23 protein-coding genes are annotated in these 26,397 nt (G+C 30.7%); all 23 read right to left on the bottom strand.

From position 1 onward, the window contains the following. Position 1: 1 nt before the first annotated feature. The 23 genes from Q0998_RS14725 to Q0998_RS14615 all read right to left on the bottom strand — a co-directional run bounded on the left by Q0998_RS14725 (position 2) and on the right by Q0998_RS14615 (position 26,391). Entirely contained in the window at positions 2–2,911 is a 2,910-nt protein-coding gene (locus Q0998_RS14725; protein WP_299671078.1) for a PEP/pyruvate-binding domain-containing protein, read from the bottom strand. 160 nt (positions 2,912–3,071) lie between these two features. Then, a complete protein-coding gene (locus Q0998_RS14720) occupies positions 3,072–4,064 on the bottom strand; it encodes a DUF6695 family protein (protein WP_299671075.1) in 993 nt (330 codons plus the stop codon). A gap of 5 nt (positions 4,065–4,069) precedes the next feature. Further along, positions 4,070–4,312 carry a DUF6095 family protein gene (locus tag Q0998_RS14715; protein ID WP_299671074.1) on the bottom strand — a complete coding sequence of 81 codons (243 nt, stop codon included), beginning with the start codon at positions 4,310–4,312 and terminating at the stop codon, positions 4,070–4,072. Then, positions 4,309–5,121, bottom strand: a complete 813-nt coding sequence (gene murQ, locus Q0998_RS14710; RefSeq protein WP_299671072.1) for an N-acetylmuramic acid 6-phosphate etherase — start codon at positions 5,119–5,121, stop codon at positions 4,309–4,311. Before murQ ends, Q0998_RS14715 begins: the two co-directional genes overlap by 4 nt. 52 nt (positions 5,122–5,173) lie before the next feature. Continuing rightward, complete coding sequence (locus tag Q0998_RS14705) at positions 5,174–6,004, bottom strand: DUF4249 family protein (RefSeq protein WP_299671070.1); 831 nt, start codon at positions 6,002–6,004, stop codon at positions 5,174–5,176. A gap of 37 nt (positions 6,005–6,041) precedes the next feature. Further along, entirely contained in the window at positions 6,042–8,420 is a 2,379-nt protein-coding gene (locus Q0998_RS14700; protein ID WP_299671068.1) for a TonB-dependent receptor, read from the bottom strand. Positions 8,421–8,507: 87 nt separating this feature from the next. Next, entirely contained in the window at positions 8,508–9,968 is a 1,461-nt protein-coding gene (locus Q0998_RS14695) for a TolC family protein (protein WP_299671066.1), read from the bottom strand. 4 nt (positions 9,969–9,972) lie between these two features. Beyond that, entirely contained in the window at positions 9,973–11,349 is a 1,377-nt protein-coding gene (locus Q0998_RS14690; RefSeq protein WP_299671064.1) for an ABC transporter permease, read from the bottom strand. A gap of 7 nt (positions 11,350–11,356) precedes the next feature. Then, positions 11,357–12,604: an RND transporter gene (locus tag Q0998_RS14685; RefSeq protein WP_299671062.1), complete on the bottom strand. Its 1,248-nt coding sequence runs from the start codon at positions 12,602–12,604 to the stop codon at positions 11,357–11,359. An 89-nt stretch (positions 12,605–12,693) separates the two neighbouring features. Then, complete coding sequence (locus Q0998_RS14680; RefSeq protein ID WP_299671060.1) at positions 12,694–14,919, bottom strand: NADP-dependent isocitrate dehydrogenase; 2,226 nt, start codon at positions 14,917–14,919, stop codon at positions 12,694–12,696. A gap of 704 nt (positions 14,920–15,623) precedes the next feature. Next, the gene (gene rplS / locus Q0998_RS14675; protein WP_271487622.1) at positions 15,624–15,974 is read right to left on the bottom strand and encodes a 50S ribosomal protein L19; all 351 of its coding nucleotides are present in this window, start codon (positions 15,972–15,974) and stop codon (positions 15,624–15,626) included. A gap of 110 nt (positions 15,975–16,084) precedes the next feature. Then, positions 16,085–17,572 carry a glycosyltransferase family 39 protein gene (locus tag Q0998_RS14670; protein WP_299671056.1) on the bottom strand — a complete coding sequence of 496 codons (1,488 nt, stop codon included), beginning with the start codon at positions 17,570–17,572 and terminating at the stop codon, positions 16,085–16,087. Then, positions 17,565–18,245: a tRNA (guanosine(37)-N1)-methyltransferase TrmD gene (gene trmD, locus Q0998_RS14665; RefSeq protein WP_299671146.1), complete on the bottom strand. Its 681-nt coding sequence runs from the start codon at positions 18,243–18,245 to the stop codon at positions 17,565–17,567. Before trmD ends, Q0998_RS14670 begins: the two co-directional genes overlap by 8 nt. Before the next feature lie 151 nt (positions 18,246–18,396). Further along, the gene (locus Q0998_RS14660) at positions 18,397–18,678 is read right to left on the bottom strand and encodes a chaperone modulator CbpM (RefSeq protein WP_299671054.1); all 282 of its coding nucleotides are present in this window, start codon (positions 18,676–18,678) and stop codon (positions 18,397–18,399) included. A gap of 3 nt (positions 18,679–18,681) precedes the next feature. After that, positions 18,682–19,581, bottom strand: a complete 900-nt coding sequence (locus tag Q0998_RS14655; protein ID WP_299671052.1) for a J domain-containing protein — start codon at positions 19,579–19,581, stop codon at positions 18,682–18,684. Positions 19,582–19,673: 92 nt separating this feature from the next. Next, positions 19,674–20,159, bottom strand: a complete 486-nt coding sequence (locus Q0998_RS14650; protein ID WP_299671050.1) for a hypothetical protein — start codon at positions 20,157–20,159, stop codon at positions 19,674–19,676. A 76-nt stretch (positions 20,160–20,235) separates the two neighbouring features. After that, positions 20,236–20,673 carry an Hsp20/alpha crystallin family protein gene (locus Q0998_RS14645; RefSeq protein WP_299671048.1) on the bottom strand — a complete coding sequence of 146 codons (438 nt, stop codon included), beginning with the start codon at positions 20,671–20,673 and terminating at the stop codon, positions 20,236–20,238. A gap of 365 nt (positions 20,674–21,038) precedes the next feature. Beyond that, the gene (locus Q0998_RS14640; protein ID WP_299671047.1) at positions 21,039–21,932 is read right to left on the bottom strand and encodes a hypothetical protein; all 894 of its coding nucleotides are present in this window, start codon (positions 21,930–21,932) and stop codon (positions 21,039–21,041) included. Between the two features lie 112 nt (positions 21,933–22,044). After that, positions 22,045–22,461: a hypothetical protein gene (locus Q0998_RS14635; protein WP_299671045.1), complete on the bottom strand. Its 417-nt coding sequence runs from the start codon at positions 22,459–22,461 to the stop codon at positions 22,045–22,047. A 60-nt stretch (positions 22,462–22,521) separates the two neighbouring features. After that, a complete protein-coding gene (locus tag Q0998_RS14630) occupies positions 22,522–23,472 on the bottom strand; it encodes a succinylglutamate desuccinylase/aspartoacylase family protein (protein WP_299671043.1) in 951 nt (316 codons plus the stop codon). Continuing rightward, entirely contained in the window at positions 23,462–24,337 is an 876-nt protein-coding gene (rimK, locus tag Q0998_RS14625) for a 30S ribosomal protein S6--L-glutamate ligase (RefSeq protein ID WP_299671041.1), read from the bottom strand. Before rimK ends, Q0998_RS14630 begins: the two co-directional genes overlap by 11 nt. Beyond that, the gene (locus Q0998_RS14620; RefSeq protein WP_299671039.1) at positions 24,334–24,774 is read right to left on the bottom strand and encodes a RimK/LysX family protein; all 441 of its coding nucleotides are present in this window, start codon (positions 24,772–24,774) and stop codon (positions 24,334–24,336) included. Before Q0998_RS14620 ends, rimK begins: the two co-directional genes overlap by 4 nt. A gap of 60 nt (positions 24,775–24,834) precedes the next feature. Then, a complete protein-coding gene (locus Q0998_RS14615) occupies positions 24,835–26,391 on the bottom strand; it encodes an NAD(P)/FAD-dependent oxidoreductase (RefSeq protein ID WP_299671037.1) in 1,557 nt (518 codons plus the stop codon). Between the last annotated feature and the right edge of the window lie 6 nt (positions 26,392–26,397).

The raw sequence follows: 26,397 nt of genomic DNA, 5'->3' as shown, positions 1-26,397 counted from the left end.
TTTATATTCTTTCCGTTAATTTTATTTTTGTGTTATTTTTTACTTTTGGTGCAATAGAGTTTAAATAATCAGAACTTTTAGCTTGCTTATTTTCAACAAATGGTCTTATTTGAAACAACCAAAGTTTGTTGTCTTTAAAACCAAACTCAACATCATGCGCGTGTTGGTCTTCCAAAGATTTTGAACCAATTTTATTTCTAATTTCAGTAGCTAACTCTCTAATTTCATTTATATTTCCTTCATTTAAAATAGGATTATTAAAAGTAGTATAATATTTTTTTGTACTTCCTGAGGCTGGCAAACGAATATAATCTGCTTGTCTTGCAGGACTTAACAAATAGCTTGTCTCTGAAGTAATTAATCTGGTTTCTGCAGATTGTCCATCTACAGCACCACCAGCTCCTCTACTAAAAGCAACAGTTAAATCGTTTTCTGAACCTTGATTAATTCCTTTTGTAATCATAACACCAGAATAATCTACATCTACACTTGGTATAATTAATATAGAAGGATATACATTTTCTGGATTCAGTAAGTATTTTTGTCTCCATTTAAAACTTCTTTCTGTGTATGCAGAAGCCCAAACTTGTTTGATTCCTTGAATAATTTTTTCTTCTTTTAAGATATTGAAAAGCGTAAGGTTTAAACCAGCTCCAGTAAATTCTTTCAAATCCTCCATATTGGTATCACTTCTTAAAAAGACAGGAACATTCCCAATTCTATCTCCAAATACAGATTTGAAACTGCTTTTTAAATCTTCAGTAAAACTACGATCTAAGTTGATGTTTAACATCGCTGCGTGCAATTCTTTTAAAGAAGAAATTAAGAATTTTTCTATTTGCTCATCAGAAGTATTATTTGCTTTTAAAGCTTCCGCCTTCGAAAAAGTACTATTTAAAAACTCCCAATAGGTTTTGTTTTTATTGGGCATTTGTTTGTTCATGTGTGTTCTAAAAATTCCGAAAGGAATAATAAGACCTTCAACAACTTTGGTAGGGAAAAGATTTTTCAATTCTCCTAAATTTGCTGCTTTTGGCCCACATAAAATCCCCGAATCGGTTGCTTTTACATCTCTCATATTTATGATTTTAGAGACGTCTAACTTTAATTTGTCAGTGGGTACTCTAATCATATTTTTTGTTCTTTCTTTCTTATCGAACAATTTTACTTCTTCGGCAGTCATGTCATTTTCTAATTTTAAAATAACATTTCCTTTACTAGAAACCGCATAAAAAACATTTCTATTGCTATATTTTTCTAATGATTTTAAATTGTCACTTGACAATGCGGCATTTGGAATTCCTAAATTTCTAGCTAACAATTGTACGTGAGAAACTAAATTTCCTTCAGAAACGGTCATAATTCCTGCAACCGGCTTTAGGTCAGATGGTGGTTTTTGAAAAATATAAATGTTGTTTTTATTTACTTCTACTGCATCAGGATTTCCATCTACCACAATTAATTTACCAAAAGCATACCCAGGATTTAAACCTCTGATAGCGCCTTGGTTGCTAATGTTCATGACATTGTTGTTGATGTTCGAGATTTTTGCAGCAAAACCATTTAATTTACTAACGGTTTCACCCAAATTAAGGGTAATAGAATTTCTAATTCTATCATCTATAAAACCATAGGCTAAAGATTCAAAAGCCGCATACTCATTTACATCTTCTTGATAATTCGCTTTTACCAAAGAAGTACTCCACTCTACAATTCTTCTTGCACTTGCCACCAAAGAATTTAATTCTCCTAAAGTAGTTTTTTCATTTTTTAAGGTATTAGAAAAAACAGGTTTTACAATTTCGTACTCCCAAGCTTCAATTAAACCAGTGGCAAAAGACGCACACGTTAAAGTTTGTACTTTTAGAATTGTTTCGGCTAAAGTATCAGGATTCCAATTTTGAGTTTCAATCAATAAAATCTTCTCTAACTGATTTGTTAAGTCTAAAAGATGTAAACGGTCTTTTCCATTTTTAAAAAGCGTAATGTTTTGTCTTAAGGATTCTAAATTGTCTGTAAGCCTAATCACAATTTCTTTGGAAGATAAACTAGTTTTGTCTTCATTTACAAAATCTTTTAAACCATTAAGAATGCCTTTTGAATCTTTAATTTTAGCAATGTCTTCAGCAATTGTTTTATAATTTAAAGGTGCGTAAAACTCTTTCATAGTATTTAAGAGTTTATCAAATGCCTTTTTATCTTTTGCAGAAATTTTAGATGCATTTTTTTTCATGTAATTCTGCACTAAGTAAATGTCAGATTTTTGCGGATTTCCATGAATTTTAATTCGTATGTCCATAAAATCAGAAATCTCTTCAGCCAAAACTTTAGATTCACTTCTCATTAATTGCGCAATGTTAGAATCACCATTATGAGGAATGTCTTTTAAAGACTGTCTTACCAAATAATAGTTTGCATTTAAAAAATCATCATTTTTTAAAACTTTCTCGAAGAATTCTTTTCCCCAAGCTTCTTCATCTTCAGATTGAATGGAACCCCTGTAGAATTGTCCTTTTCTTAAAACCCAACCATCATCTACATTTGCTAAGTATTGGCCTATTTGGTATTGTTTCAATCTGCTAAAATTATGATCAGCATCTAAAAAATCTTCAATATTTGTACTCGCTAAAATTTCAGCAAAAAATAAATGATTACTTTTTCTTAAATCTAAAGCAGAACCTTTAAAAGAGGCATGTTGAATTCCACCACCAATGGCATCTGGACAAGGGTCTTTTGGATCTCTAATACTACCATCTTTACAAAACCATTTAATTCTATAATACGGCCCTCTAATATCTCTCTTGTAAGTATCTATTAATTGTTTCACTTCTTCAGTAGTTTTTTCTTGTGCATTGGTTTTCGAATTGAAAAATAAAGCCACTAAAAAAGTTATAAATATTATTTTTTTCATATTGGTTTCTTAATTTCTACAAATTTATGTTTTTGAAAGTTATAATTGAATTATTTAGCTTATTAAGGCTAACAATAAAACGGATTGAGTTAAAACTTTTTCTTTTCTTTTTTAATTTTCTCGAAAAAGAAAATTGAAAGACAAAATTATGTTTAGAAAATTATATTTTATGAAAAGAAAAAACCTGTTGGTCTTGTTTGATATACGCCTCTTTACAATTTGTTGGATGTATAAAATCATAGTTTTGTAAATTATTAAAACCTGTTTCAATGATTGAAAATATACCTTCAAAATCTTTTTCTCCGTCCGATGTGAACCTTTCAATAGTATAGTTTTTTTCTGTTATTTTGCTTTCAATTTTAAACCAAGCACCACTTCCAATGCCACCTAACCAAGTGCCATTTTCTAACTGAAAAACGGCTAAGTTTGGCAATTCTGTACCGATTAAATTGGGCTCTGTATCAAATTTATTTAAAAAGGAAGCTTTGTATTCTTTTACGATAGATCTGTTTTTATATTGAGTAATTTTCTGATTGTAGACCGTATAAATTAAATTGTTGGTGTTTCCTCTAATTACATTGCCTATAGGACTTGGTGTAAATAAATTCGATTTTTTTAAGAGGGAAGCAATCTTCTTATTTTTTGAAGATGCAATGATACTATCTGTGACAAACCGTGCGCAATTAGAACCGTTTTTTAAAAAGACACCGTAAGGAATTTCTTTTTTTTCTACAAACTGATGAATAAATTTTTGAGCTTTATTAAAATCGATTTCTTCATGAACACTTGCCACCAATCTTCCAGCACCATGTGTTTTATTAGGGTGTTTTTCTATCCAAAGTAAAATTTCTTTTAGGTTCGATAATTCTTTATTTTTAAATGTTGCAGCAATAGCAATTTTTAATTCTGGATCTGTTTCTTTCGATCGAACACGCCCGTTCCCATACGTTGTTATATACCGTCCGAAATCAAAATAATTAATTTCAGAATTTCCTTTTTGAATTAACAATAAAGCAGCGTGACCTGCTTGAATAGCATGCTTTCCGCCAATACCAATTTTGGGCCAAACATTACTTAAAGTTTCCCAGTAAGCGGGTCTTACAATAGTATCTGGATAGGAAAGGATGATGATAATTCCGTCAGAATTTTGCATTGGCATCAATTATTAAAAATGGCTTCTAATAAGATTTTAAATGTTTTAAAAGCAACATAAATAGTAAATATAACGAGAATACTTGCAGCCAATAAAAGAATATACGATAGGTATTCTTTAGACGTGTTTTCAAACTTTTTTAAGGCTTTAAAACCCATGGTAAGCGTTATTGGTGAAGCAATAAATAAAAAAACTAAAAGAGATAAATATTTTAAACCTTTTCCTAATAAATTTACGTTTGTACTCATCTTTTGTGGTTTTCGATGGCATTTCTAACATTGCCATATTTTTCTAAAAGGCTAGAAGCTTGCGTTGTGTCAATATTTAGTTCTTTTGATAAGATTTTCTGTCCTCTTTCTACCAGCTTATTATTAGACAATTGCATGTCTACCATTTTATTTCCTTTCACTTTTCCTAACTGAATCATTGTGGCTGTAGAAATCATATTTAGCACTAATTTTTGAGCAGTTCCTGCTTTCATTCTAGAGCTTCCTGTTACAAATTCTGATCCAACCACAACTTCTACAGGAAATTGAGAAACCGTTGCTAAAGGACTATTTTTATTACAAGCAATACAGCCAGTAATAATATTACTTTCATTACACTTTTCTAAGGCAGCAATTACATATGGTGTGGTACCAGAAGCAGCAATACCTATAACAACATCTTTTTCTGAAACATGATACTTTTGTAAATCTAACCAGCCTTGTGTCTTAGAATCCTCTGCAAATTCAACTGCGTTTCGAATAGCAAGATCTCCGCCCGCAATAATAGCCACAACCAAATCATGAGGAACACCAAAAGTTGGCGGACATTCAGAAGCATCTAGAATTCCTAACCTACCTGAAGTACCTGCACCAATATAGAAAAGTCTTCCTCCATTTTTTAAATTTCTAACAATATTTGTTGTTAATAGTGTTATTTGAGGTAAGCATTTTTCTACTGCTAAAGGTACTGTTTTGTCTTCTGTATTAATATGTGTCAATAATTCCTTAACAGACATCTTTTCTAGATGATTGTACTTAGAATCTTGCTCTGTGGTTTTTATAAAATTCATCGTTCAAAAATACTGTTTTTTTATATTTTGAATGTTGAATTAAAGTGAAGTTTTAATTTTTCTCTATCAAATCTATATTAAAGGTATCTGTTTCAGAAATATGAAAATAGCCTAAAGGGAAATTCGCTTCATTTGTTGTGTTTATCATGTTTCCTAGCAAAGAGGAAGGTACAGATTGAAAAGGGCCACCGCCAGTTGTACCACTTTGATCTAGTAAAATTCTATAATAGGTAAAATATTCTTTGGTTATACCAGACATTTTTACAGTAACATTGGTGGGAACTTCAATTTCATCTTCTTGATAGAAAAAAGAAAAGTTATAATCTGTACCATTAAAAAAACGATCTTCTAATGCTAAGAATAAATTGTTTGTAAAATCAAATAAGTAATAGTTTTCAGTACTTTTATCATCTTTAAAAGCAACTTTTACTTCTATTTCTTCACCAGAAAAAAGCGTTTCATCTCCTTGAATAACACTTGTAAAAGGAGGAGATTTTATCTTCGTTGCTTTTCCTTTGTAGGTTTCATTTTCATAGAGAACTGTCAATTCATACACAATATCATCTTCAGGAATAAAAGAAATTATAGGTGTAAAATTTCCATCAGAATTTGTATCCGTAAAATTAATAATGGTATTGTCTGATAGATTTGTTAAAAAAACAACAGCATTAGAAACGCTAGGAATATTATCCTCAAAATAATCTGCAGATAACCTTAATTTAACGATTGTATTGGCAACAATAGGGTTTTGATCAAACAAAACCTCAAAAGAAGCATCAACAATTAATTTTGGTGCTATTGATGGCACATCTACATCTACAACTTTTTCGCAATTAGCAAAAAGTAATATAAATAAAATAGAGAATATTTTTATATTTTTCATTATTATATTTTTAGCAGCAATGGGCGTAAGCCCATTGTTAAAATTTAAAATTGTAAGTTACAGAAGGTACAATACCAAAAATAGAGGTTTGTACAGCTTCATTTCTAAAGGTTTCTTGGTTCTGTCTAAAGGCTAAAGAAGCTGCATTTTGTCTTCCATATAAATTGTAAATACCAAAAACCCATTCACCTTGCCATCTTCTGTTTTTATTTTTTGTTGGCGTTAAGGTTGCAGAAATATCAACTCTGTGATATGCAGGTAACCTGTCTGCATTTCTTCTATCATCATCATAAATTGGCACATTTAAGCCTTGCACTTCATATTGCCCAACTGGGTAATTTGCAGGTTGCCCAGTTTGAAAAACAAAATTACTATTGAATTTCCATTTTTTGTTCAATTTATAACTAGCGTTTACAGAAAAATCATGTGTTTTATCAAAAGGAGTGCTGTACCATTCGCCATTATTAATTCCTGGTTCGTTTGCATTTCTACCTTCGGTTAATTGTTCAGAGCGCGAAAGTGTATACGCGATCCATCCTTGAAAGTCTCCTTCGTTCTTTTTAAGCAGTACTTCTAAACCATACGCTCTTGCTTTTCCGTTTAAAATTACAGTTTCAATTTGGTTATTAGCAATTAAATTGGCACCATTTATATAATCGATTCTATTCTGAATGTCTTTGTAAAAAGCTTCTGTTTCTAACGTATATTTTCCATCTTTAAAAGATTTAAAATAACCAACTGCATATTGATCTAATAATTGCGGTTTTACGTATTTGCCACTTGGTGTCCAAACATCTAATGGAGTAGGAGAGGCAGTGTTAGAAAGCAGGTGTAAGTATTGCACCATTCTATTATAACTTGCTTTAATTGATGTATTATCATCTAAAATATAAGACATAGAAATTCTTGGCTCGAAGTTGTTGAAACTGCTAATTACATCACTTCTTTTATAGTTTTCTGTGCCTATTGCTTCTGCAGATTCGTATTTTTTAAACTCATCATTATAAATAACGGCTTCATTGTTGTCGTAAACGTTTAATTCATCTTGACCCAAACGCGTAAAATTGCTAAATCTTACACCATATTGCAATCTAAAATTGTCGCTAATTTTATGTTCTACATCTATATAAGCTGCAAATTCATTGGCATATTTATCAATTAATTTTTCTGAAACAATCCCCGAATCTTCTCTATTGGGAATAATTTCTCCTGGATTAAATTTGATGTAAATATTGTTAACGCCATAACTTAATTTTATATTCTCACTTATATAGTGATTAAAATCGTATTTAAGATTGAAGTTGGTAATACCAGAATCCCATTCAAAACCTACAAAGTCTAAAATTAATCCATAGAAATAATCTGAATAAATTAAAGATAAATTAGAGAATAGTTTATCAGAAAAAAGATGATTCCAACGTAAATTTACAACGGTGTTTCCGTATTTATTCACAAAATTGTCGCTAATTCCAAAAACATCCTTTCCAAAATACGTAGATAGAAATAAATTATTACGATCATTAAAGCGGTAATTTATTTTACTATTTAAATCATAAAAATAGGCCTTATTATCATTGTCGAAAAGCGGTAAAAATAAATGCGCATAAGAAGCTCTACCACCCACTAAAAATGAACTTTTTTCTTTTTCTAAAGGACCTTCAATTAACAATCTTGAAGAAACCAAACCAATACCACCTGTAATATTAAAGTCTTTACTGTTTCCTTCTTTTTGATAAATGTCTAACACAGAAGACAATCTTCCGCCGTATTTTGCAGGAATGCCTCCTTTGTATAATTTTACATCTTTAATTACATCGGGATTAAAAACGGAGAAAAATCCGAATAAATGGGATGAATTGAAAACAATTGCTTCGTCTAATAAGATTAAATTCTGATCTGCAGCACCACCTCGAACATTAAAGCCAGATGCGCCTTCACCTGCACTTGTAACTCCTGGTAACAAAATTAAAGATTTTATAATATCGGCTTCTCCTAAAACCACCGGAATTTGTTTTATGGTAGCAGAAGTTAGTCTGTTAACGCTCATTTGTGGCGTTCTAATATTTAACTTTTCAATATTACTTTCTATAATAATTTCATCTAAACTTTCAGATGCTTCTTTCAGCTTATAGTTTTTTGTTGTTTTTTCTAGAAGTTCTAAAGATTCAATAATTGTTGAATATCCTAAATAACTAACTTGTATGTTGTAGTTTCCTTTAGGAATTGTGATGGAGTAAAAACCATATTGATTGGTAGTTGTACCAGAGTTTAGTTCAGGAAAATAAACAGAAACTCCTATTAAAGTTTCATTGTTAGCATCGTCATAAACAGTTCCACTAAGGGTTATCTTTTCTTGAGCAAATAGGGTAAAACTCATCAGAAAAAATATCAGAAACAATTTTTTAAAGTATCGCATTTTTGTTTAATTATTAAGTAGATAATTGCAACAAAAGTACAACTCTAAAGTGCTAAAAAAACGTTAAAAGTATTTTAAAATAAGGTCTTAATCGTAAATAATATCATTCACTTCAATTTTTCTGTTTTTCATAAAATCATACAAGGTTAATCTTCTTAAGGTGTAATAATCTACCCAGAATTGTTCTAAAGAATTTAAATATCGAAGTACAGAATTATCCTTTTCCTGCAAAGCGATGTTTAAATCTGTAATTGTTATTTTTCCTAAAATGAATCTTTTCTTCGTGATGTCATATCTTTTTATCGCAATTTCTTGCGCTTTTTGAGCAGTTTCTAAAAAGTTTCGCTGGTTTTGCCAATTTAAAACGTGTAAGTATATCTCTTGCTCAAACTCTTGTTCATCCTGTTCTACATTTGTATTTATCAGATCTTTGTTTGCTTCCACTAATTTTCTTCGAGATTTAGAAACGCCCCAATCTAAAATAGGAATACCCACAGAAATGGTAACTCTTTGTTGTTGGTTATAATCCATAAACAAATCATTAAAAACGCTTCCTTGTTGAGATACACCAAAATTTGCGTTCAATCTTACTTGCAGTCTATTACTACCTCTCACTTCTGCTACTTCTTTTTCTGCCTGTATACGTTTTCTACGAAATTCTATTACTGCTTTTCTATTTGAATTTGCTTCTTCTAAAGCTTTTTCTACAGTTACTGTAAAAGTTGATAATTCCTTCGGAATATTTAAAGAAATATTCTCTGTTTCTAATTCTAAATAACGAGCCAGATTTTGAGAGCTTCTTTTTAGAGAAATTTCATTGGTAGTCACATTGTTTTTTGAGTTTAGTACAGATAATTCAATTTGAAGTAAATCGTTTTCTGCAATTTTCCCCATTTTAAATCTTCCTTTTGCGATTTGAAATAACGTGTCTTGATTCGATAAATTCGACGCTGCAATTTTAGTTTGCATTTGCGCTTTTAACAGCGCAAAATATCTTCTAGCTGTATTTAAAGAAATTTGCTCCATGTTTTCTATAAATTCCCTTTTTGCTTCTTCATAAAGTAAAGGCTCTATTTTTTTATCCCATTTAAACTCATTGTAAAATAGAGAGTTTTGCCTATAGTTTATAGAAAAAGGAACCACTGCAAACCTTGTGGCATCATTAGAAAATAAATCTACACGTTCTAATTGAGAACTAAAAGATAAGGTACCCCCAGTAAGTGCTACATTCTGATTTAAAGATAAAACCCCTTCTAAACGAGATTGGTTGGTTTGTACAAATATATCTTCTCCTTCATCATTTGTAATTCTGTTTATAGAGTTAGAATATTGTGGTAGCGTTGCATCTAATCTTAATTGTGGTAAAAAACTTGCTTTGTAGTTTCTATAACGCCAATAACTTGCCTGATTTTGATTTAATAACGCTTTATAATCAGGAGATTTTTCTTGCGCTATTGCTATTGCCTGATCTAAGGTAATAAATTGTTTTTCTTGTCCTAAAGTAATTCCTGTTATTAGAAAACAAAGAGATATAATTATTTTTTTCATAGTTTTATTCATGTCTAATAGCTTCAATAGGACTTTTACTTGCAGCAGATCTTGCAGGAGCAATTCCAAAAACCAAACCAATTAGTGTTGCTACAAAAAATGCTAGTAAAATAGAACTTAAAGATAATATCGTTTCAATACCTGTGGTAATTTCTAAGATATAGGAGGCAATAATACCCAAAGCAATTCCAATAATACCACCACCAATGCTTACCAATACAGATTCTGTTAAAAATTGAAGAATTACATCTTCTTGGGTTGCACCTATGGCTCTAATAATGCCAATTTCTTTTGTTCTTTCTAAAACAGATGCCAACATAATGTTCATAATACCAATACCACCAATGAGTAGAGAAATACCTGCAATAATACTTAAAACGATGTTGAAAATTTGTTTGGTTTTTTGTTGTTGTTTTAGCAATTGAATAGGAATAGAAATTTCAAAATCTAACCTATTGTTATGTCTTCTTTTTAACATTCTACTCAATACATCTGCAGTTGCGTTTAACTCTTTTGAGTCATTAACTTGTACAATAAGTTTGTCTATTTGATGGTAATTACCTCTGGGAATTCTCTTTTTTGGACCTTGTTGTTGGCCTCCAATAATAATCATCCCACCTCCACTAAAATCTAAGGGTTCGTCACTAATAATTTTTCTGTCTTTATAACGAACTAAAAAGGTTTGTAATGGAATATAAATATCTTGATTCATATCTCTAATCCCTAAGTTTTCTTGCGCAGTATCTGAAATAAATTTTTCTTCAATGACACCAATTACTTGCAACCAAACATCTTTCACTTTGATTCTTTTTCCAATGGCACTTTCTCCAGTAAAAAGTTTTTTCTCAATTTTCTTACCAATAATACAAACGGGTAATGCATTTTCAGATTGCGGTAAAGAAAAGTTTTTTCCACTTTCTATATCGATGTTAGAGGTTTCAAAATATTCTTTAGAAACGCCAATTAATTTTACGGGACTTTGTCTTCCTTTTTTAATTACATAGGTTTCTAAGATTATTTCGGGACTCACAATTTTTACAGAAGGGATATATTTTTGAATACTTTTTGCATCCAATAAGTCTAATCCTTTAGAAAAACGATTCGATTCTGCAGCCCCATCTTCAGATTCCTCATCGGAGTTGCTGTCAGATTTTTCATCAGAAATGGGAGTAATTACGATATTATTTACGCCTACTAATTCTAATTGTGCTAAAATTTCTTTTTCTGCACCACTACCAATGGCTAGCATTGTAATTACAGCGGCAACACCAAAAATAATACCTAAAGAAGTAAGGAGTGTTCTAATTTTATTGGTGGCTATTACACGTACAGCTTCACTAAAATTAGATTTTAGCTTTTCTATATAAATTTTGTTAAACATAGAAAAGTTAATTTAGTTTTGCTATTCTCGTTTTGTCTTGTCCTTCTGGTTTGTTTAAATAAACTTCATCAGATTCAGATAAACCTTTTTCAATAATTACAGCGTCGTTATTTGAATCGCCAATTTTTACTTGTTTTTTATTGATGGAGAAACCAGTTTTGGTGTACACATACGTTATAGAATCTTTAGAAAAAACCGCTTCTAAAGGTATGCTTAAAACATCTTTTCTTTGAAAGGTTAAAATTCTGTTTGAGGTGGTCATTCCGGGTCTGATATTATTATCAGTTTCATTCAACTTAATTAATACTTGAAACACTTTAATATCCGAACCCCTTTTCTTTTCACCAACATTCGCAACATCAGTTACAATACCATCTAATTCAACATCAGGAAAAGCATCAAAACCTACTTTTACGGTGAGCCCTTTTTTAATTCTTCTAATATCTACCTCGTTTGCGTAGGTTTTAGATTCCATTTTAGTTAAATCTGGTAAACTAGCAATAGAAGGATCCCAAGGACTAATAGAAGAGCCTACTTTTTTCTTCACTCCATTCCATTCTCTCACATAAGTGATCATTCCGTTTCCGTTTGAATAGATGGTGAACGATTTTAATAAATCTAAAAGATTGTTTAATTCTTTTCTAATTTTCGAGACTTTTGTACCTACTTCCACCATTCTGGCATTGGCTTGTCTCTTCTTAATTTTATAATTTTCTTGCTTTTCTCTATAATCTCTTTCAAGTTTTTCAAACTGAATTTCTAATTTTCTAATCGTTGCAGGTGGTTCATAAATAGATTGCTTTAATTCTAACTTCGTTTCTTCCATACTAAAGCCTAAATCTTTTAAAGAATTACGTTCTTGTTTTAAAGATAAGGTAGTGTCTAATTGTTCTTGTGTGTATTTAGAAACGGCTGCTTCTAAATTTAATCTTGCATCTATAACTTGCTCATTTACTCCCGAAGGATCAAGTCTACCAACATATTCACCCTTTTTTACAATGGTGCCTTCTGCAACTAAATCTTGAATTTTTATTTCTCTCAGTTTAAATTTTCTTAGATTTTCTGGACCATTAATTTTTTTTAAACTGGTAGATTGGGCTTCACCAGAGGTAACAACTTCACTTACAAAATTTCCTTTTTTAACTTTGGTTGTGAGATACACTTTACCATCTGAAGATGGTGAAAAATAGCTGTAAGTAGCGAATATTAAAATGAGCGCTATTACAGCAATTAGAGTAATTTTTTTCTTAGTCATGTTGCGTTGGTTTGATACAAAACCAAATCTAAATAAAAAAGAGTGCTAGCTAGCACTCTTTATGTTAATGTTTTATGAAAATTTTACAACTAGAAACCTTCTAATAATGAATTTAAAGTAATATTAGGTCTCATTGCTTTATTAGCTAACGCATTGTTGGGTTGATAATAGCCCCCAATCTCAACAGCAGAACCTTGAATTGCATTCAATTCTTTTATGACTTTACTTTCATTAGCTGCTAAATCGTTCGCTAATTTTGTGAAGGCTGATTTTAATTCTTCATTCTTAGTTTGGCTAGCTAAAGCTTGTGACCAATACAAAGCGATGTAAAAATGACTTCCTCTATTGTCTAACTCACCCACTTTTCTAGAAGGTGATTTCATATGGTCTAAAAAGGTGTCTGTAGCATCGTCTAATGTTTCCGCTAAAACCAATGCTTTTTCGTTGTTGTTTGACCTTCCTAAATGTTCTAACGAAACGGCTAATGCTAAAAATTCACCTAAAGAATCCCAACGTAAATGGTTTTCTTCTAAGAATTGTTGCACATGTTTAGGAGCAGAACCACCAGCACCCGTTTCAAACAAACCACCACCATTCATTAAAGGAACAATAGACAGCATTTTTGCTGAAGTACCTAATTCTAAAATAGGGAATAAATCTGTTAAATAATCGCGTAAAACGTTTCCTGAAACAGATATGGTATCTTCTCCTTTTTTAATTCGATCTAACGTAAAATGAGTTGCATCTATTGGTGATAAAATTTGAATATCTAAGCCAGTAGTATTATGATTTGGTAAATATGCATTTACTTTTTTAATGATTTCAGCATCGTGTGCTCTGTTTTTATCTAACCAAAAGATTGCAGGCATTTTAGAAGCGCTTGCTCTAGTTACTGCTAACTTTACCCAATCTTGTACTGGGGCATCTTTTGTTTGGCACATTCTCCAAATGTCACCAGTTTCTACTGTGTGGGTTATTAATGTATTTCCATCAGCATCTAAAACGACTACCTTACCGTTTTCAGAGATTTCAAAAGTTTTATCATGAGAACCATATTCCTCCGCTTTTTGCGCCATTAAACCAACATTTGGCACAGTACCCATTGTTGTAGGATCAAAAGCACCATTTTTTTTACAAAAATCGATGGTGGCAGTATAAATGCCCGCGTAGGAGCTATCAGGAATTATTGCTTTGGTGTCTTGTAATTTACCATCGGCATTATACATTTGGCCAGAAGTTCTAATCATTGCTGGCATAGAAGCATCTATAATTACATCACTTGGTACATGTAAATTGGTAATACCTCTTTCACTATTTACCATTGCCAAATCTGGTCCATGATCCATAGCAAATCTAATGTCTTCTCTAATTTCTTTGCGTTTTTCTTCTGATAATTCACTTAATTTTTCTAGTAAATTACCCAATCCGTTATTGACGTCAACTCCAATTGTTTCAAACGATTTGCCATGTTTTTTAAACAAATCTTTAAAGAATACACGAACAGCATGGCCAAATATAATGGGATCAGAAACTTTCATCATGGTTGCTTTCATGTGCAAAGAAAACAATACGCTTTTGTCTAAAGCATCTTCATACTGCTCTTCTAAAAAGTCAATTAATGCTTTTTTACTCATTACAGTCGCATCAATAATTTCTCCTTCCAATAAGTCTAAAGATTCTTTTAAAACTATTTTGGTTCCATTTTTTGCAATGTGGTGAATACTTATCGTAGTTGCCTCTTTGGTAGTTATAGATTTTTCATTGTGTGCAAAATCACCTGATGTCATGGTAGCTACATGTGTTTTAGAATCTGCAGACCAAGCACCCATAGCATGTGGATTTTTACGGGCATAATTTTTTACCGCTTTTGGCGCTCTTCTATCTGAATTTCCTTCACGTAAAACAGGGTTTACAGCAGAGCCTTTTACTTTGTTGTACAATGCTAAAACAGCTTTGTCCTCGTCTGTAGTTGCTTCTTCAGGATAATTCGGAATTGCATAGCCCAAAGACTGTAATTCACTAATAGCTTCATTTAATTGCGGTACAGATGCACTAATATTTGGTAACTTTATAATATTTGTGTCTGGTTGTTTTGCCAAATCTCCTAGTTGCGCCAAAGCGTCTTCTACTTTTTGATCTTCTTTTAAATAATCAGAAAAATTAGCCAAAATTCTCGAAGCTAATGAGATGTCTTTTACTTCAATTTCTATGTTAGAAGATTTTGTAAAAGCTTTAACAATGGGTAAAAAAGAACGCGTTGCCAAAGCAGGTGCTTCGTCTGTTTTTGTATATATTATTTTAGCTATTTTGCTCATGTAAATTGAATTTTAGGTAATTGTACAAATAGGATTGCTTTTTAATGAAGAATCATTTTTAGGAAAGCGAGCAAATTTAAGAATTATAGTTGGTATTATTATTGGTAAAATGCTATTAATTGAAGGGTTTTATTGCATTTTCGATAATTTTTGAAATCGATTTCGTAGAAGTTTAAAATAAAAGCCATATCTAACAATTTCTTGCTATGATATGGCTTCTTTGAAATAGTTTCGAAACTAGTCTGCATTGCTACAGAATACATAAGAATACACTTATATTTCTTTCTTTCGAATGAAATTATACTAACTATTTCTTGTTTTGAAACATTCTTAATTTTAAAAAAGCATGCTGCTTTTTGAAGATTTTTATCAATGTTTCTATTGCTTGTTTCCTAAAATCAAATATGTTCAAAAAAAAAGTTTTTTACCACGAATTCTTCTACTTTGTATTTTTAATTATTTGACAACCAATATATAAAGAACGTTACTTTATGAATTTACTGATAATTTCTTTTTAGCTTTTGAAGACCAATCAGTTTAACTACTTTGTAAATACAATTGCAATATATATACGTTTTATAAATCTACAAAACATTTAACTAATTATAAATCAACATTATATTAACTTAGGTTATGAACATTTGTTAATTAAAAAAGGCGCTGTAATACATACAGCGCCTTTTAATTTTTTATAAATTGAAGAATTATCTTCTTTTTTCAGTAATTCTAGCTTTTTTACCAGTAAGACCTCTAAAGTAGAAAATACGTGCTCTACGTACTTTTCCTCTTTTATTAACTTCAATTTTTTGAATAGAAGGTAAGTTTACAGGAAAAATTCTTTCAACACCTACAGTACCAGACATTTTTCTGATTGTAAAAGTTTCAGAAAGACCAGCGCCTCTTCTTTGTATCACAACTCCTCTAAAAAACTGAGTTCTTACTTTTTCTCCCTCTTTAATTTCGTAGTATACAGTAATTGTATCACCAGCTGCAAATTCTGCAAATTCTTTTTTTGTTACAAATTCGTCTTGAACAAATTTTATTAAAGCTTCCATATTAAATATTTATAATTTTTTGTAAAGCAACGTTCACGATTTTTTCGTCAGAGGTTAATTTAGCGTGTGCAAAAATAGTACTTTTTTTTAGTTGATAAAACTAAAATCAATTATTTTTTAGGTTGATAATCAATACAATAGAAAACCCAAAATTTTCTTGCTTCTTTACTGTTTATTTTGATGATAATTGGCGCTAATTCAGTTACTTTTTTAAAGTATGAGGTCAGTAAAGGATTCACCTCTCCTTTTTTGTCCGCATCTCTAAAACGCTTATCAGAATCTATAAACAATGCGTTTTTTCCTTTTAAGGTTGCTAAGTTATCGCCTAAATAATCGAAATGCAATGCTGGTAAACCTATAATGTTTTGAGCATACACTTTGTCATCCATAAAAAAATTTAAACAGGCAGTTGTTTTGTAATTATCATTAGAAAACACAAAAGTGTTGGTATATTTTTCTTGTAACTTTTCGGTTTCTAAAGCCAATTCTTTCCAGCCAACCCAAGTATCATCACTTTTAATAGGTACCAAATAGAACATAACTTGAAGACCTACTAATACATGAAAAACAATCGATATTATAATTTGAATTTTCAATAATTTTTTACTGATAAACATTCCTGCGAGGATAATTCCTGAAATATAAGAAGGCATCATCCAATTTAATTTTACCCAATAAATAGGAGTGATAAGGAAAAACCCAACAAAAGTAGGAACAAAAAAGGCTAACAAGAATAGTGTTTTTGATTGTGGAAGTTTAAACTTCAATACAGCTCTTTTAATGTATTTAAATGTGAATGTAACAATGACCAAAAATAAAATAGGCAATAATAAAAAGAGTTGATGCCCAATGGCACCAAAGAAATTTTTAGGAGAAATTTCGAACTTACTAATAGAATTTGTTCTTGCAGAAGATTGAAATACAAAGGAGGCAAATTCATTTTTATAGTTCCAATACCAAACGGGAAATGTAATTGCAACCGAAATAATAATTGAAACCCATAACCAAGGAGAAAATAGTAGTTTTCTATATTTATTAGAGAATAATAAAAATGCAAACAAACCAATTTGTAATAAAATGGCGGTGTATTTACTGTTGAATGCAAGCCCCATAGCAATTCCGCCTAAAATCCAAAACCATTTTTTTTCTTCAAAAATTGCTTTGTACAAACAAATTAAGCTCAAGGTCCAGAATAGTAATAAAGGTACATCTGGCGTGGAATTAAAAGATAGAATAGAAACAAAAATAGTAGAAGCAAATAGAATGAATGCTTTGTGTTGTCTGTTTTTAGATAAAAAATAACAAGAAAGTTTGTAAAAACTTAGGATGGTTAAAGAGGTAATGGTAAAGTCTGCAAACTTTACAACAAAAACAGTTTGCCCAAAAGTATCTGTAAATGCTCTTAAAATGTAACCAATCATCCCTGGATGATCAAAATAGGAGAGCGATAAATTTTGTCCGTATAAATAGTAGTATGCATCTTGCGGCATTAGCCCCATAAACGGAAGCAATAGCAATCTAAATATTTGAAAACCTAAAACCCAGGTAATTGCTTTGTTGGTTTTATAATAAGATGTAATTTTTTGAATACTACTCATCTTCTAGCAAATCTGGTCTAATATTTTTTGTTCTTTCGAAGGCTTGATCACTTCGCCAATCGTCAATTTTAGGGAAATTTCCAGTCAATAATATCTCTGGAACTTTGTTTCCTTCAAAATCTGAGGGTCTCGTATATACAGGAGGAGATAATAAGTTGTCTTGAAAAGAATCTGTCAAAGCAGACTGTTCATCGCCAATAACACCGGGAATCAAACGTACAATTGCATCTACCAAAACCGCAGCAGCCAATTCACCACCAGTTAAAACATAATCTCCAATAGAAATTTCTTTGGTGATAAATAGATCTCTAATTCTTTGGTCTACACCTTTGTAATGTCCTGTAAGAATTAAAATATTTTCTTTTAATGAAAGTGTATTTGCGGTAGATTGATTCAATGTTTTTGCATCTGGAGTCATATAGATCACTTCATCATAAACGCGTTCTGCTTGTAATTTCCGAATACAGTTTGCAATGGGTTCAATCATCATGACCATTCCTGCGCCGCCACCAAACTGTGTATCATCTATTTGTTTGTAGTTTCCTAAACCGTAAGAACGTAAATCGTGAATTATAATTTCTGCCAAACCTTTTTCTTTAGCACGTTTTACAATTGAATGGTTAAACGGACTTTCTAATAAATCTGGAGCTACTGAAATAATATCTATTCGCATAGTTGCAAATGTACCTTTTTTAGCGAATTTTTGAATTGTGTTTTCGGAAAGTTTTGTCAATGCTTTTGAATGCGGAAAACTAAAGTAAAAACTTAGCGGAATGTTATTTTAAAAAATGAATAATTTTTGATATTTTATAATTAGTGTATATTTATTGATAAAAATCAATTTTATTTTTCAATTCAATTAATTCTTGTTGCAATGAATGTATCTGAGATGTTAAATGATTTATAACGTCTAAAGCTTCGAAATTTACATTTAAATCATAATGTAATCTCATCATTTTTTCAATTTGTTGAATATCATTTATTCGTACATGTTTAGAATTTTTGATTTCTATGATCTCAATCAACTCAACACTAGATAATGATTCGATAAAACTCGAAGGAATATTGTAGTACTTACAAAACTGTTTAACTGCTATAGTTGTCATAATCTATCTTAATTTAGATAACTGTGTAAATAATTCTTTTTCTTTGGAGGTTAAGTTTGTAGGTGTTTTTATTTTAAATTTTACAAATAAATCTCCAAATTGCCCTTCTTTTTTATAAATGGGCATTCCTTTTCCTTTTAATTTAACCTGCGTATCTGTTTGTGTTTCTGGTTTTATTTGCAATTTCAATTTTTTATTATCAATGGTAGTAATTATCAAATCTCCTCCTAGAATAGCTTTGTATACATCTAAATCTACTGTTACATAAAGATTGTTTTTATCTCTTCTAAAAGGTGTGTTGTTTACGATGTTAAATTCGATGTATAAATCTCCATTTATCCCGCCATTTGCAACTTTTTCTCCTTGATTTTTAATTTTTATAACTTGTCTATTTTCTATACCTGCAGGAATGGTAAGACGTATATTTTTGTTATTTACAGTTAATGTGTGCTTTTTTGAGGCAAGAATGTCTGTTAAGTTTAACTGCAATTGGGCATTGTAATCTCTCCCTTTAAAACCACCTCTTCTAGTGTTTTTTTGCTGAAAACCATCACCAAACATAGCACTAAAGAAATCGGAAAAATCTTCTTCATTAAAAGGATTATGGGTTTGCTGACCTCCTTTATAAGAATAGTTTTGTTGCTTTTGTTGTTCTTTTGCTTTTTTAAATTCTTCTGCATGCTGCCAATTTTCACCATAAGCATCGTATTTTTTTCGATTTTCAGGATTGCTTAGCACTTCGTTTGCCTCATTAATTTGCTTAAATTTCTTTTCTGCTTCTTTGTTATTAAGATTTACATCTGGATGGTATTTACGAGCCAATTTTCTATAAGCTTTCTTAATTTCTTTTTCTGAGGCGCTCTTATTAATTCCAAGCAATTTATAATAGTCTACATATTCCATAAAAACTTTTTTTATTGTTTAAAAGCGTTTTATAAAAAAAATGCTCAGCTTTTAATGAGGTGAGCATTTTAGATAAAACATTGTAAAATAGGTTAGTTATCTTCTTTTGACTTTTTCTTTTTTTCTTCTAACGGAAACTGTTCTAGAAAGAATTTATTTTTTAAAGAATCCATTTTTTGTAACATTCTGTTTATAATTTCTTGATTTCTGTCAAAATCTCCTCTAAAAAAATCTTCTTTAAAAAAGTTGTTTTTAAAAGAACTATCTTGTTTAAAAAAATCATTAAAGAGTGAATGATTCCATGCACTGTTCCTATTAAAATGTCTGTTAAATTTTTTAAAAATACTATCATTCAGCATCGCATCTGTATCTATGTTAGAATAATAATAGGTATAGGTAGAATCTAATCTGATGAGATTTCCGTTTTCATCATATTCTTTGTTCACCTTATAATCAATTTTAGGTTCAATCTTATGCTTTGCGTTTTCGGTTTGTTTTTTATCTAAATCTTTTTTTGTTTGTGCATTACAACTAACCAGAAAAAAAACAGAAAACATTATAAAGATTATATGTTTCATAATTTCTAATTTTTAAGTTAGGTAAATCCTAAGAAACCTAGGTGGCAAAATTAGCCACCTAGGTTAAAACATTCAATTACTTAATTTTAATCTGCTTTATAGGCTTTGGTTTTGCCTCTTCTTTCTTAGGAATTGTAAGAGATAGAATGCCATTTTCGTAAGTAGCGGAAATTTTATCATCTTCAACTAATTCAGGAAGGGTAAAAGAACGTGTAAATGATTGATAACTAAATTCTTGTTTTGAAATTCGTTCATCATCCTTAACTTCATTTTCTATTTGTTTTTCTGAAGAAATAGTTAACAAATCGTTATTTAGTTCAATTTTAAAATCTGATTTTTCAAAACCAGGTGCAGCAACCTCTACAAAAAATGCATCTGTATTTTCTTTAATATTTACAGATGGTAGCGTAGTGTTTGTATTTGAATAGTTGTTTCGATTCCACCCTTCAAAATCATTACTAAAAAATCTGTCTAAAAAATTTGGTAATCTGTCTTGATATCTAACAAGCGTCATAATAATTATTTTTAAAAGTTAAACATTTATTTTTGAAAATGATAAACAAATGAAATGCCAAACGTATACAGCTGACAGTTAGTCATTTGTGATTAATTAAAAATGACTTTTTTTCATAAATAATTCTTTATTTACCTTATGTAATGACAATTTTTCAGGAAGATTTCTATTTTTTAAATGAAAACCTGATACAACAGACATAGGGAAATTGTAAATTTTTTCAATAATTTAAGATTGAAATTATAGAAAAAATTTTCAGAGACAAAAATGTTATTCAACTGAAATACTATGGGAATGTTATATTTAAGATTTATTTACATTTTGAGAGTGTAGGATAATTTTGCCGATCTTATTTAGTAGAATTACTAATCTACCATTAAAGTAAAAGGAATATTGTAGTTTATGCCTACATTTATTCCTGTTTGTTTACCAGCAATAATCTTAGGTAGCTCATACATTACTCTCTTCACTTCAGCAGTAATTGCAGGATGTGGCGCTCTAACTTTTACATCGTTTATATCTCCATTTCTATCAATTTTAAAACCAATAAAAACTCTTTTTTTTCCTTTGCTCAAACCAAGTCTATTTGGTAAACTAGCATCAAATTTTCTAGAAAAATGCATTTGAACACCTTTGCTAAAACAATTTTTCAATTCTTTAATATTAATTGAATTCTCACAACCTGGAAAAATTGGAGGTTTTTCAGAGCTCAACGTTGTACTCGTATTAATTTTACTTTCATTATCCTCGAAAGAAAGGATTTGTAAACCATAATTATTAAAATTGCTGCTATCTGTAATGTTAAATTTATTTGTAGGGTACTTTTTAAAAAGCGTAAAAATTTTATTTTCTAATTCTTCAGACCTTGAATTAGATTTAAGATTAAAAGGTCTATTATTTTTATCAAGTTCGAAATTGATAGATAATCTACTATTTATTCTATTTAAGTCTGCTTTTTTGATAATTTCTTCAGGTAAATTTTTAGATAAATACGTTGAAAACAGATTGTCTCTTGTTGGTTTTGTTATTTTTTTTATAGTGGAAAATCTCTCTTTATAGACTGGTTTTTCATCATTTTTAATTCTAATAGAGAAACTATAAAGAGATTCAATTTTATCATTATTAAAAGTTGCCACCTTGTTGACAATTGGAAAAGAGTTTAAGGTTTTTTCAATTTCATTTATAAACCCATCAGGGACTCTAGATTTCTTATTTACCAATTCACCATTTTTATTTATTGCAAATTGAACAAAAAGCAATGTCTCTTTTTTACTTAATTTAGAAAAATCTAGTGAATGATAAAAGTGTTTTTCAACTTCATCTTTTAGACAAGTTTTAATATCTTCAAAGTAATCTAAATCTTCACATGAATTAAAAACTGCGGGTGTTTCTTCTTGTATTAAAGATGTTTCGCCTACCTTTCTTTGAGATTATTTGTAAAGAATATCTATTCTTTCGGTCAAAATTTTCAATGCTTAATCTCTCTAAAGGATAATCTTTAAAAGCATTTTTAATTGAATTATATAAGTCTGATGGCTGATAAGCTGAAAGAGAAATTTTAAAGGGCTTATGCTCTTTATTAACATTGAAATAGAGTATTATATTTTTACTATTTTTCTGAAATCGTGCTTTTTTCAAATACTTATTTGGAACCAAATCATCTAAATATGTAGATAAATCATTTTTGGGATTTGGATTTGATAATTTATCGTAGTTAACGTTTTTTTTAGATTGAGAAAAACTGATGACAGTAAACAGTAATAAGGTAAATAAAACGATTTTTTTCATAGCTATTTGATTTTTATTTTGGCTAAACTAACCATAAGAAATGCTACTGCCAAATCATTTTTACTCTTCCAAACTAATATGAAATAAAGCATCTCCTTTATTTACAATAGGTGTTTTATTAATGCAAAAAATATGACAATCTTCTGGCGCATAAATTTTCTTTTTAAATTCACCAAAAGGATCTTGAATGACGCCTAAAACTTCTCTTTTCTTTACAAACGTTCCGTTTTTGGCCATTACTTTAAACATTCCAGAATAAGACGCTCTTAACCATTTTGCTTTATTTACAAAAACAGGTGTTGCTCTTACACTTATTTTTCCCTCTATAACACCTAAACGAATTAGAACATTTTTTGTTCCGTTGACACCTTCGCTAATAATTGTAGGGTTCAATTCTTTCGATTTTCCTCCTTCAAATAGTAAAATGGTTTTCCCCATTTTATGCAAGGTATCTCTAAGAGATTTTGTAATATTATTAGAAAAAACAATCATTGGTGGGTTAAAAACCTTAGCCAATTCTAGTGCTTTTTCATCGTCTTTATTGCATCTAATTTGGGCAATATTATCACGCTCACCACCACCTGTATGAAAATCAATTACATAATCTACAATGGGTGCAATTTCTTTGGTAAATTGGTAGGCAAATTGGCTTGCCAGAGAACCGTTGGAAGAGCCTGGAAACATTCTATTTAAATCTCGACCATCAGGAAATTCTCTGGTTTGAATTAAATAGCCAAAAATATTGAATACTGGAATACAAATAATGGTGCCGTTTTGTGGCTTATTAATTCCCAGATCGATAATCTCTCGAATAATACCCACACCATTGGTTTCATCACCATGAATACCTGCCAATAATAAAACAACTGGACCAGGATTTGAAGAACGTTCTATAATTACAGGAACATTTACCGTAGTTCTTGTATGCAACTTGGCTACTTTTAGATCTAAAACGGTACGTTTTCCTTCAGGAATTTCTTTTCCTAAAATGCTAAATGGTTTATTCGACATTTAATTCTAAATAACGGATAATTTCTTTTGCAATATTTTTTCCTGTAGCTGTTTCGATTCCTTCTAAACCAGGAGAAGAATTCACCTCTAGAACTAAAGGTCCTTTAGAAGATTGTAACATGTCAACGCCTGCAACACCTAAGCCCATGGCTTTTGTAGCTTTTAAAGCTGTTTTTTCCTCTTCGTCTGTTAATTCTATGATATTTGCATTTCCACCTCTGTGCAAGTTCGAACGGAATTCTCCTTCTTTTCCTTGACGTTTCATGGCACCAATTACCTTTCCATCAACCACAAAAGCTCTAATGTCTGCGCCACCAGCTTCTTTAATAAATTCTTGCGCAATTACTCTTGCACCCAAACCATTAAAGGCTTCTAATACAGAAGTCGCAGCATTTTGAGTTTCCGCTAAAACAACACCCAAACCTTGGGTTCCTTCTAGAAGTTTTAAAACTAAAGGAGTGCCTCCCACAGATTCAATAACATGTTCTACGTCTTTTGTATAGTTAGTAAATACTGTTTTTGGTAAGCCAACACCAGCTCTTGCTAAAATTTGTAAACTGCTTAATTTATCTCTAGATCTTACCAAAGCTATGGAAGAAACGGCGGTAAAAACTTTCATCATTTCAAATTGACGAATTACCGCAGTACCATAAAAAGTAACAGAAGCTCCAATTCTTGGAATAATGGCATCGATATCATCTAAATATTCTCCTTTATAAAATATCTTTGGCGCTCTTTTTTCAATTTCGATATTGCATTTTAAATGATCTACCACTAGTACCTCATGTCCACGTTTTTCAGCAGCTTCCACCAATCTACTTGTTGAATACAATTTTGGATTTCTAGATAAAATTACAATTTTCATTTATTTTTATTTTTTAATTTATGTGATAAATTTTTCTTAACCGTATCGATTATGAACTTTTTGTTTAGAAATTTTCTTCCAAGTAAGATAGGAAATTTCATGTCTTTACGCTCGCTTAAAGTTAAATAAATAGGAAACGTTTGATTGAAAATAAATATTTCTGTATGAATCATAAAACGTTTTTCAGAAATACCATTTGAACTTTTTACAATTTTAGACGCATAATTTTTAAAAGTAAACTCTTTATTATTATAAAAAGCATGCTCTGGATCTAATAAGGTGAATTGTATTAATGGCTCTCCGTTTACCGTTATTTCTTTAATGTTAGAGCAGTGTATAGAAGAGGTATACGCGCCAGAATCTATTTTCACATCAATCTCTAAAAGTGATAATTCTGGAAAATCTGCTTTGTCTGAACGACCAATAGTAATTTTCATTGATAAACTTTAAATTCTTGTAAAGTTATAGATAGTTACTGAATTAGCAGTACAAAAGTTTTATAATTTTGAAATCGCTGCTTCCGCACAACGTTCACCATCCATTGCAGCAGAGACAATACCACCCGCATAACCACCACCTTCACCACAAGGAAATAAACCTTCAATTTGTATGTGTTCTAAGTCTTCTTTTCTTGGAATATTTATAGGAGATGACGTTCTCGATTCTACCCCCACAATATTCGCTTCATTGGTAAAATAACCATGCATTTTTTGTCCGAAACCAACAAATCCTTTTCGCAATCTGCTACCAATAATTTTTGGTAAAAGTGAGTGTAGTGGAGCGGAATTTAATCCAGGTTGATACGAAGTTTCATTTAAGTCTGTTGAAATTTTTCCATCTACAAAATCTACCAATCTTTGTGCAGGTGCCGTTTGTGTTCTTCCTCCAGCAAAATAGGCAATTTTTTCTAAGTCTTTTTGAAACTCAAGTCCTCTTAATTCGCCAAAATGATCGTATTTTTTAAAGTCTTTATCAATATCCAATTCAACAACAATACCTGAATTTGCAAATTTGTTATTTCTTCGAGAAGGTGACATTCCGTTAACAACAACTTCACCACTTGCTGTGGCTGCAGGCACAATAAAGCCACCAGGACACATGCAAAAAGAATAGACACCTCTATTATTTACTTGATGCACCAAGCTATAGGCTGCTGCTGGTAATAATTCATCTCTCTCGCCAGTACAATTGTATTGTATCTGATCTATAATTTCTTGTGGATGTTCTACTCGAACGCCCATTGCAAAAGATTTTGCTTTGATTCTAATTTCTTTTTTATGTAGTAATTCGTAAATATCTCTGGCAGAATGTCCTGTTGCTAAAATGACAGCATTTACCGTCATTTCTGCTCCATTTTGGAGTTGAATAGCTTGTAATTTATGATGGTTTATAACAAAATCGATAACCTTGGTTTCAAAATGTATTTCTCCACCAAATTTTAAAATATTTTCACGAATATTCTGAATAATTTTTGGCAGTTTATTGGTTCCAATATGCGGATGTGCATCAATTAAAATTTGTTCTGTTGCACCGTGAAAGACTAAGTTTTCGAAAATTCTTCTAACATCGCCACGTTTTAATGAGCGTGTATATAATTTTCCATCAGAATAGGTTCCAGCACCACCTTCACCAAAGCAATAGTTAGAATCTTCATTTACAATATGATCTTGATTGATGGCTTTTATATCTCTACGTCTTTCTTGCACATTTTTGCCACGTTCTAAAATAATGGGTTTGTATCCTAATTCTATACAGCGTAATGCCGCATACATTCCAGCTGGTCCGAAACCAATAATATGAATTTCTTTGGCATTAGAAACATCTTTGTATCTAAAAGTATAATCAGATTTTTCTGGAATTTGCTCATTTATATAGACAGCAACTTTATAATTAAAGATGATGTCTTTTTTACGAGCATCAATCGATTTTCGTAGAACTTTTACTGCGGAAATTTCTTTTTTATCAATGCCTAACTGCTTAGAAGCTTTGAATAAGAGCGTATCTTCTTTACGTTCTTCTATTAAATTTACCCGAAGTTGAATTTCTTTAACCATTTGGCA

This window comes from uncultured Polaribacter sp. (genome assembly GCF_947501385.1).
In the GTDB taxonomy this organism is placed as follows: Bacteria; Bacteroidota; Bacteroidia; order Flavobacteriales; family Flavobacteriaceae; genus Polaribacter.
The sequence above is the reverse complement of the archived record's forward strand: the minus strand, read 5'-3'. Positions and strand labels throughout refer to the sequence as shown.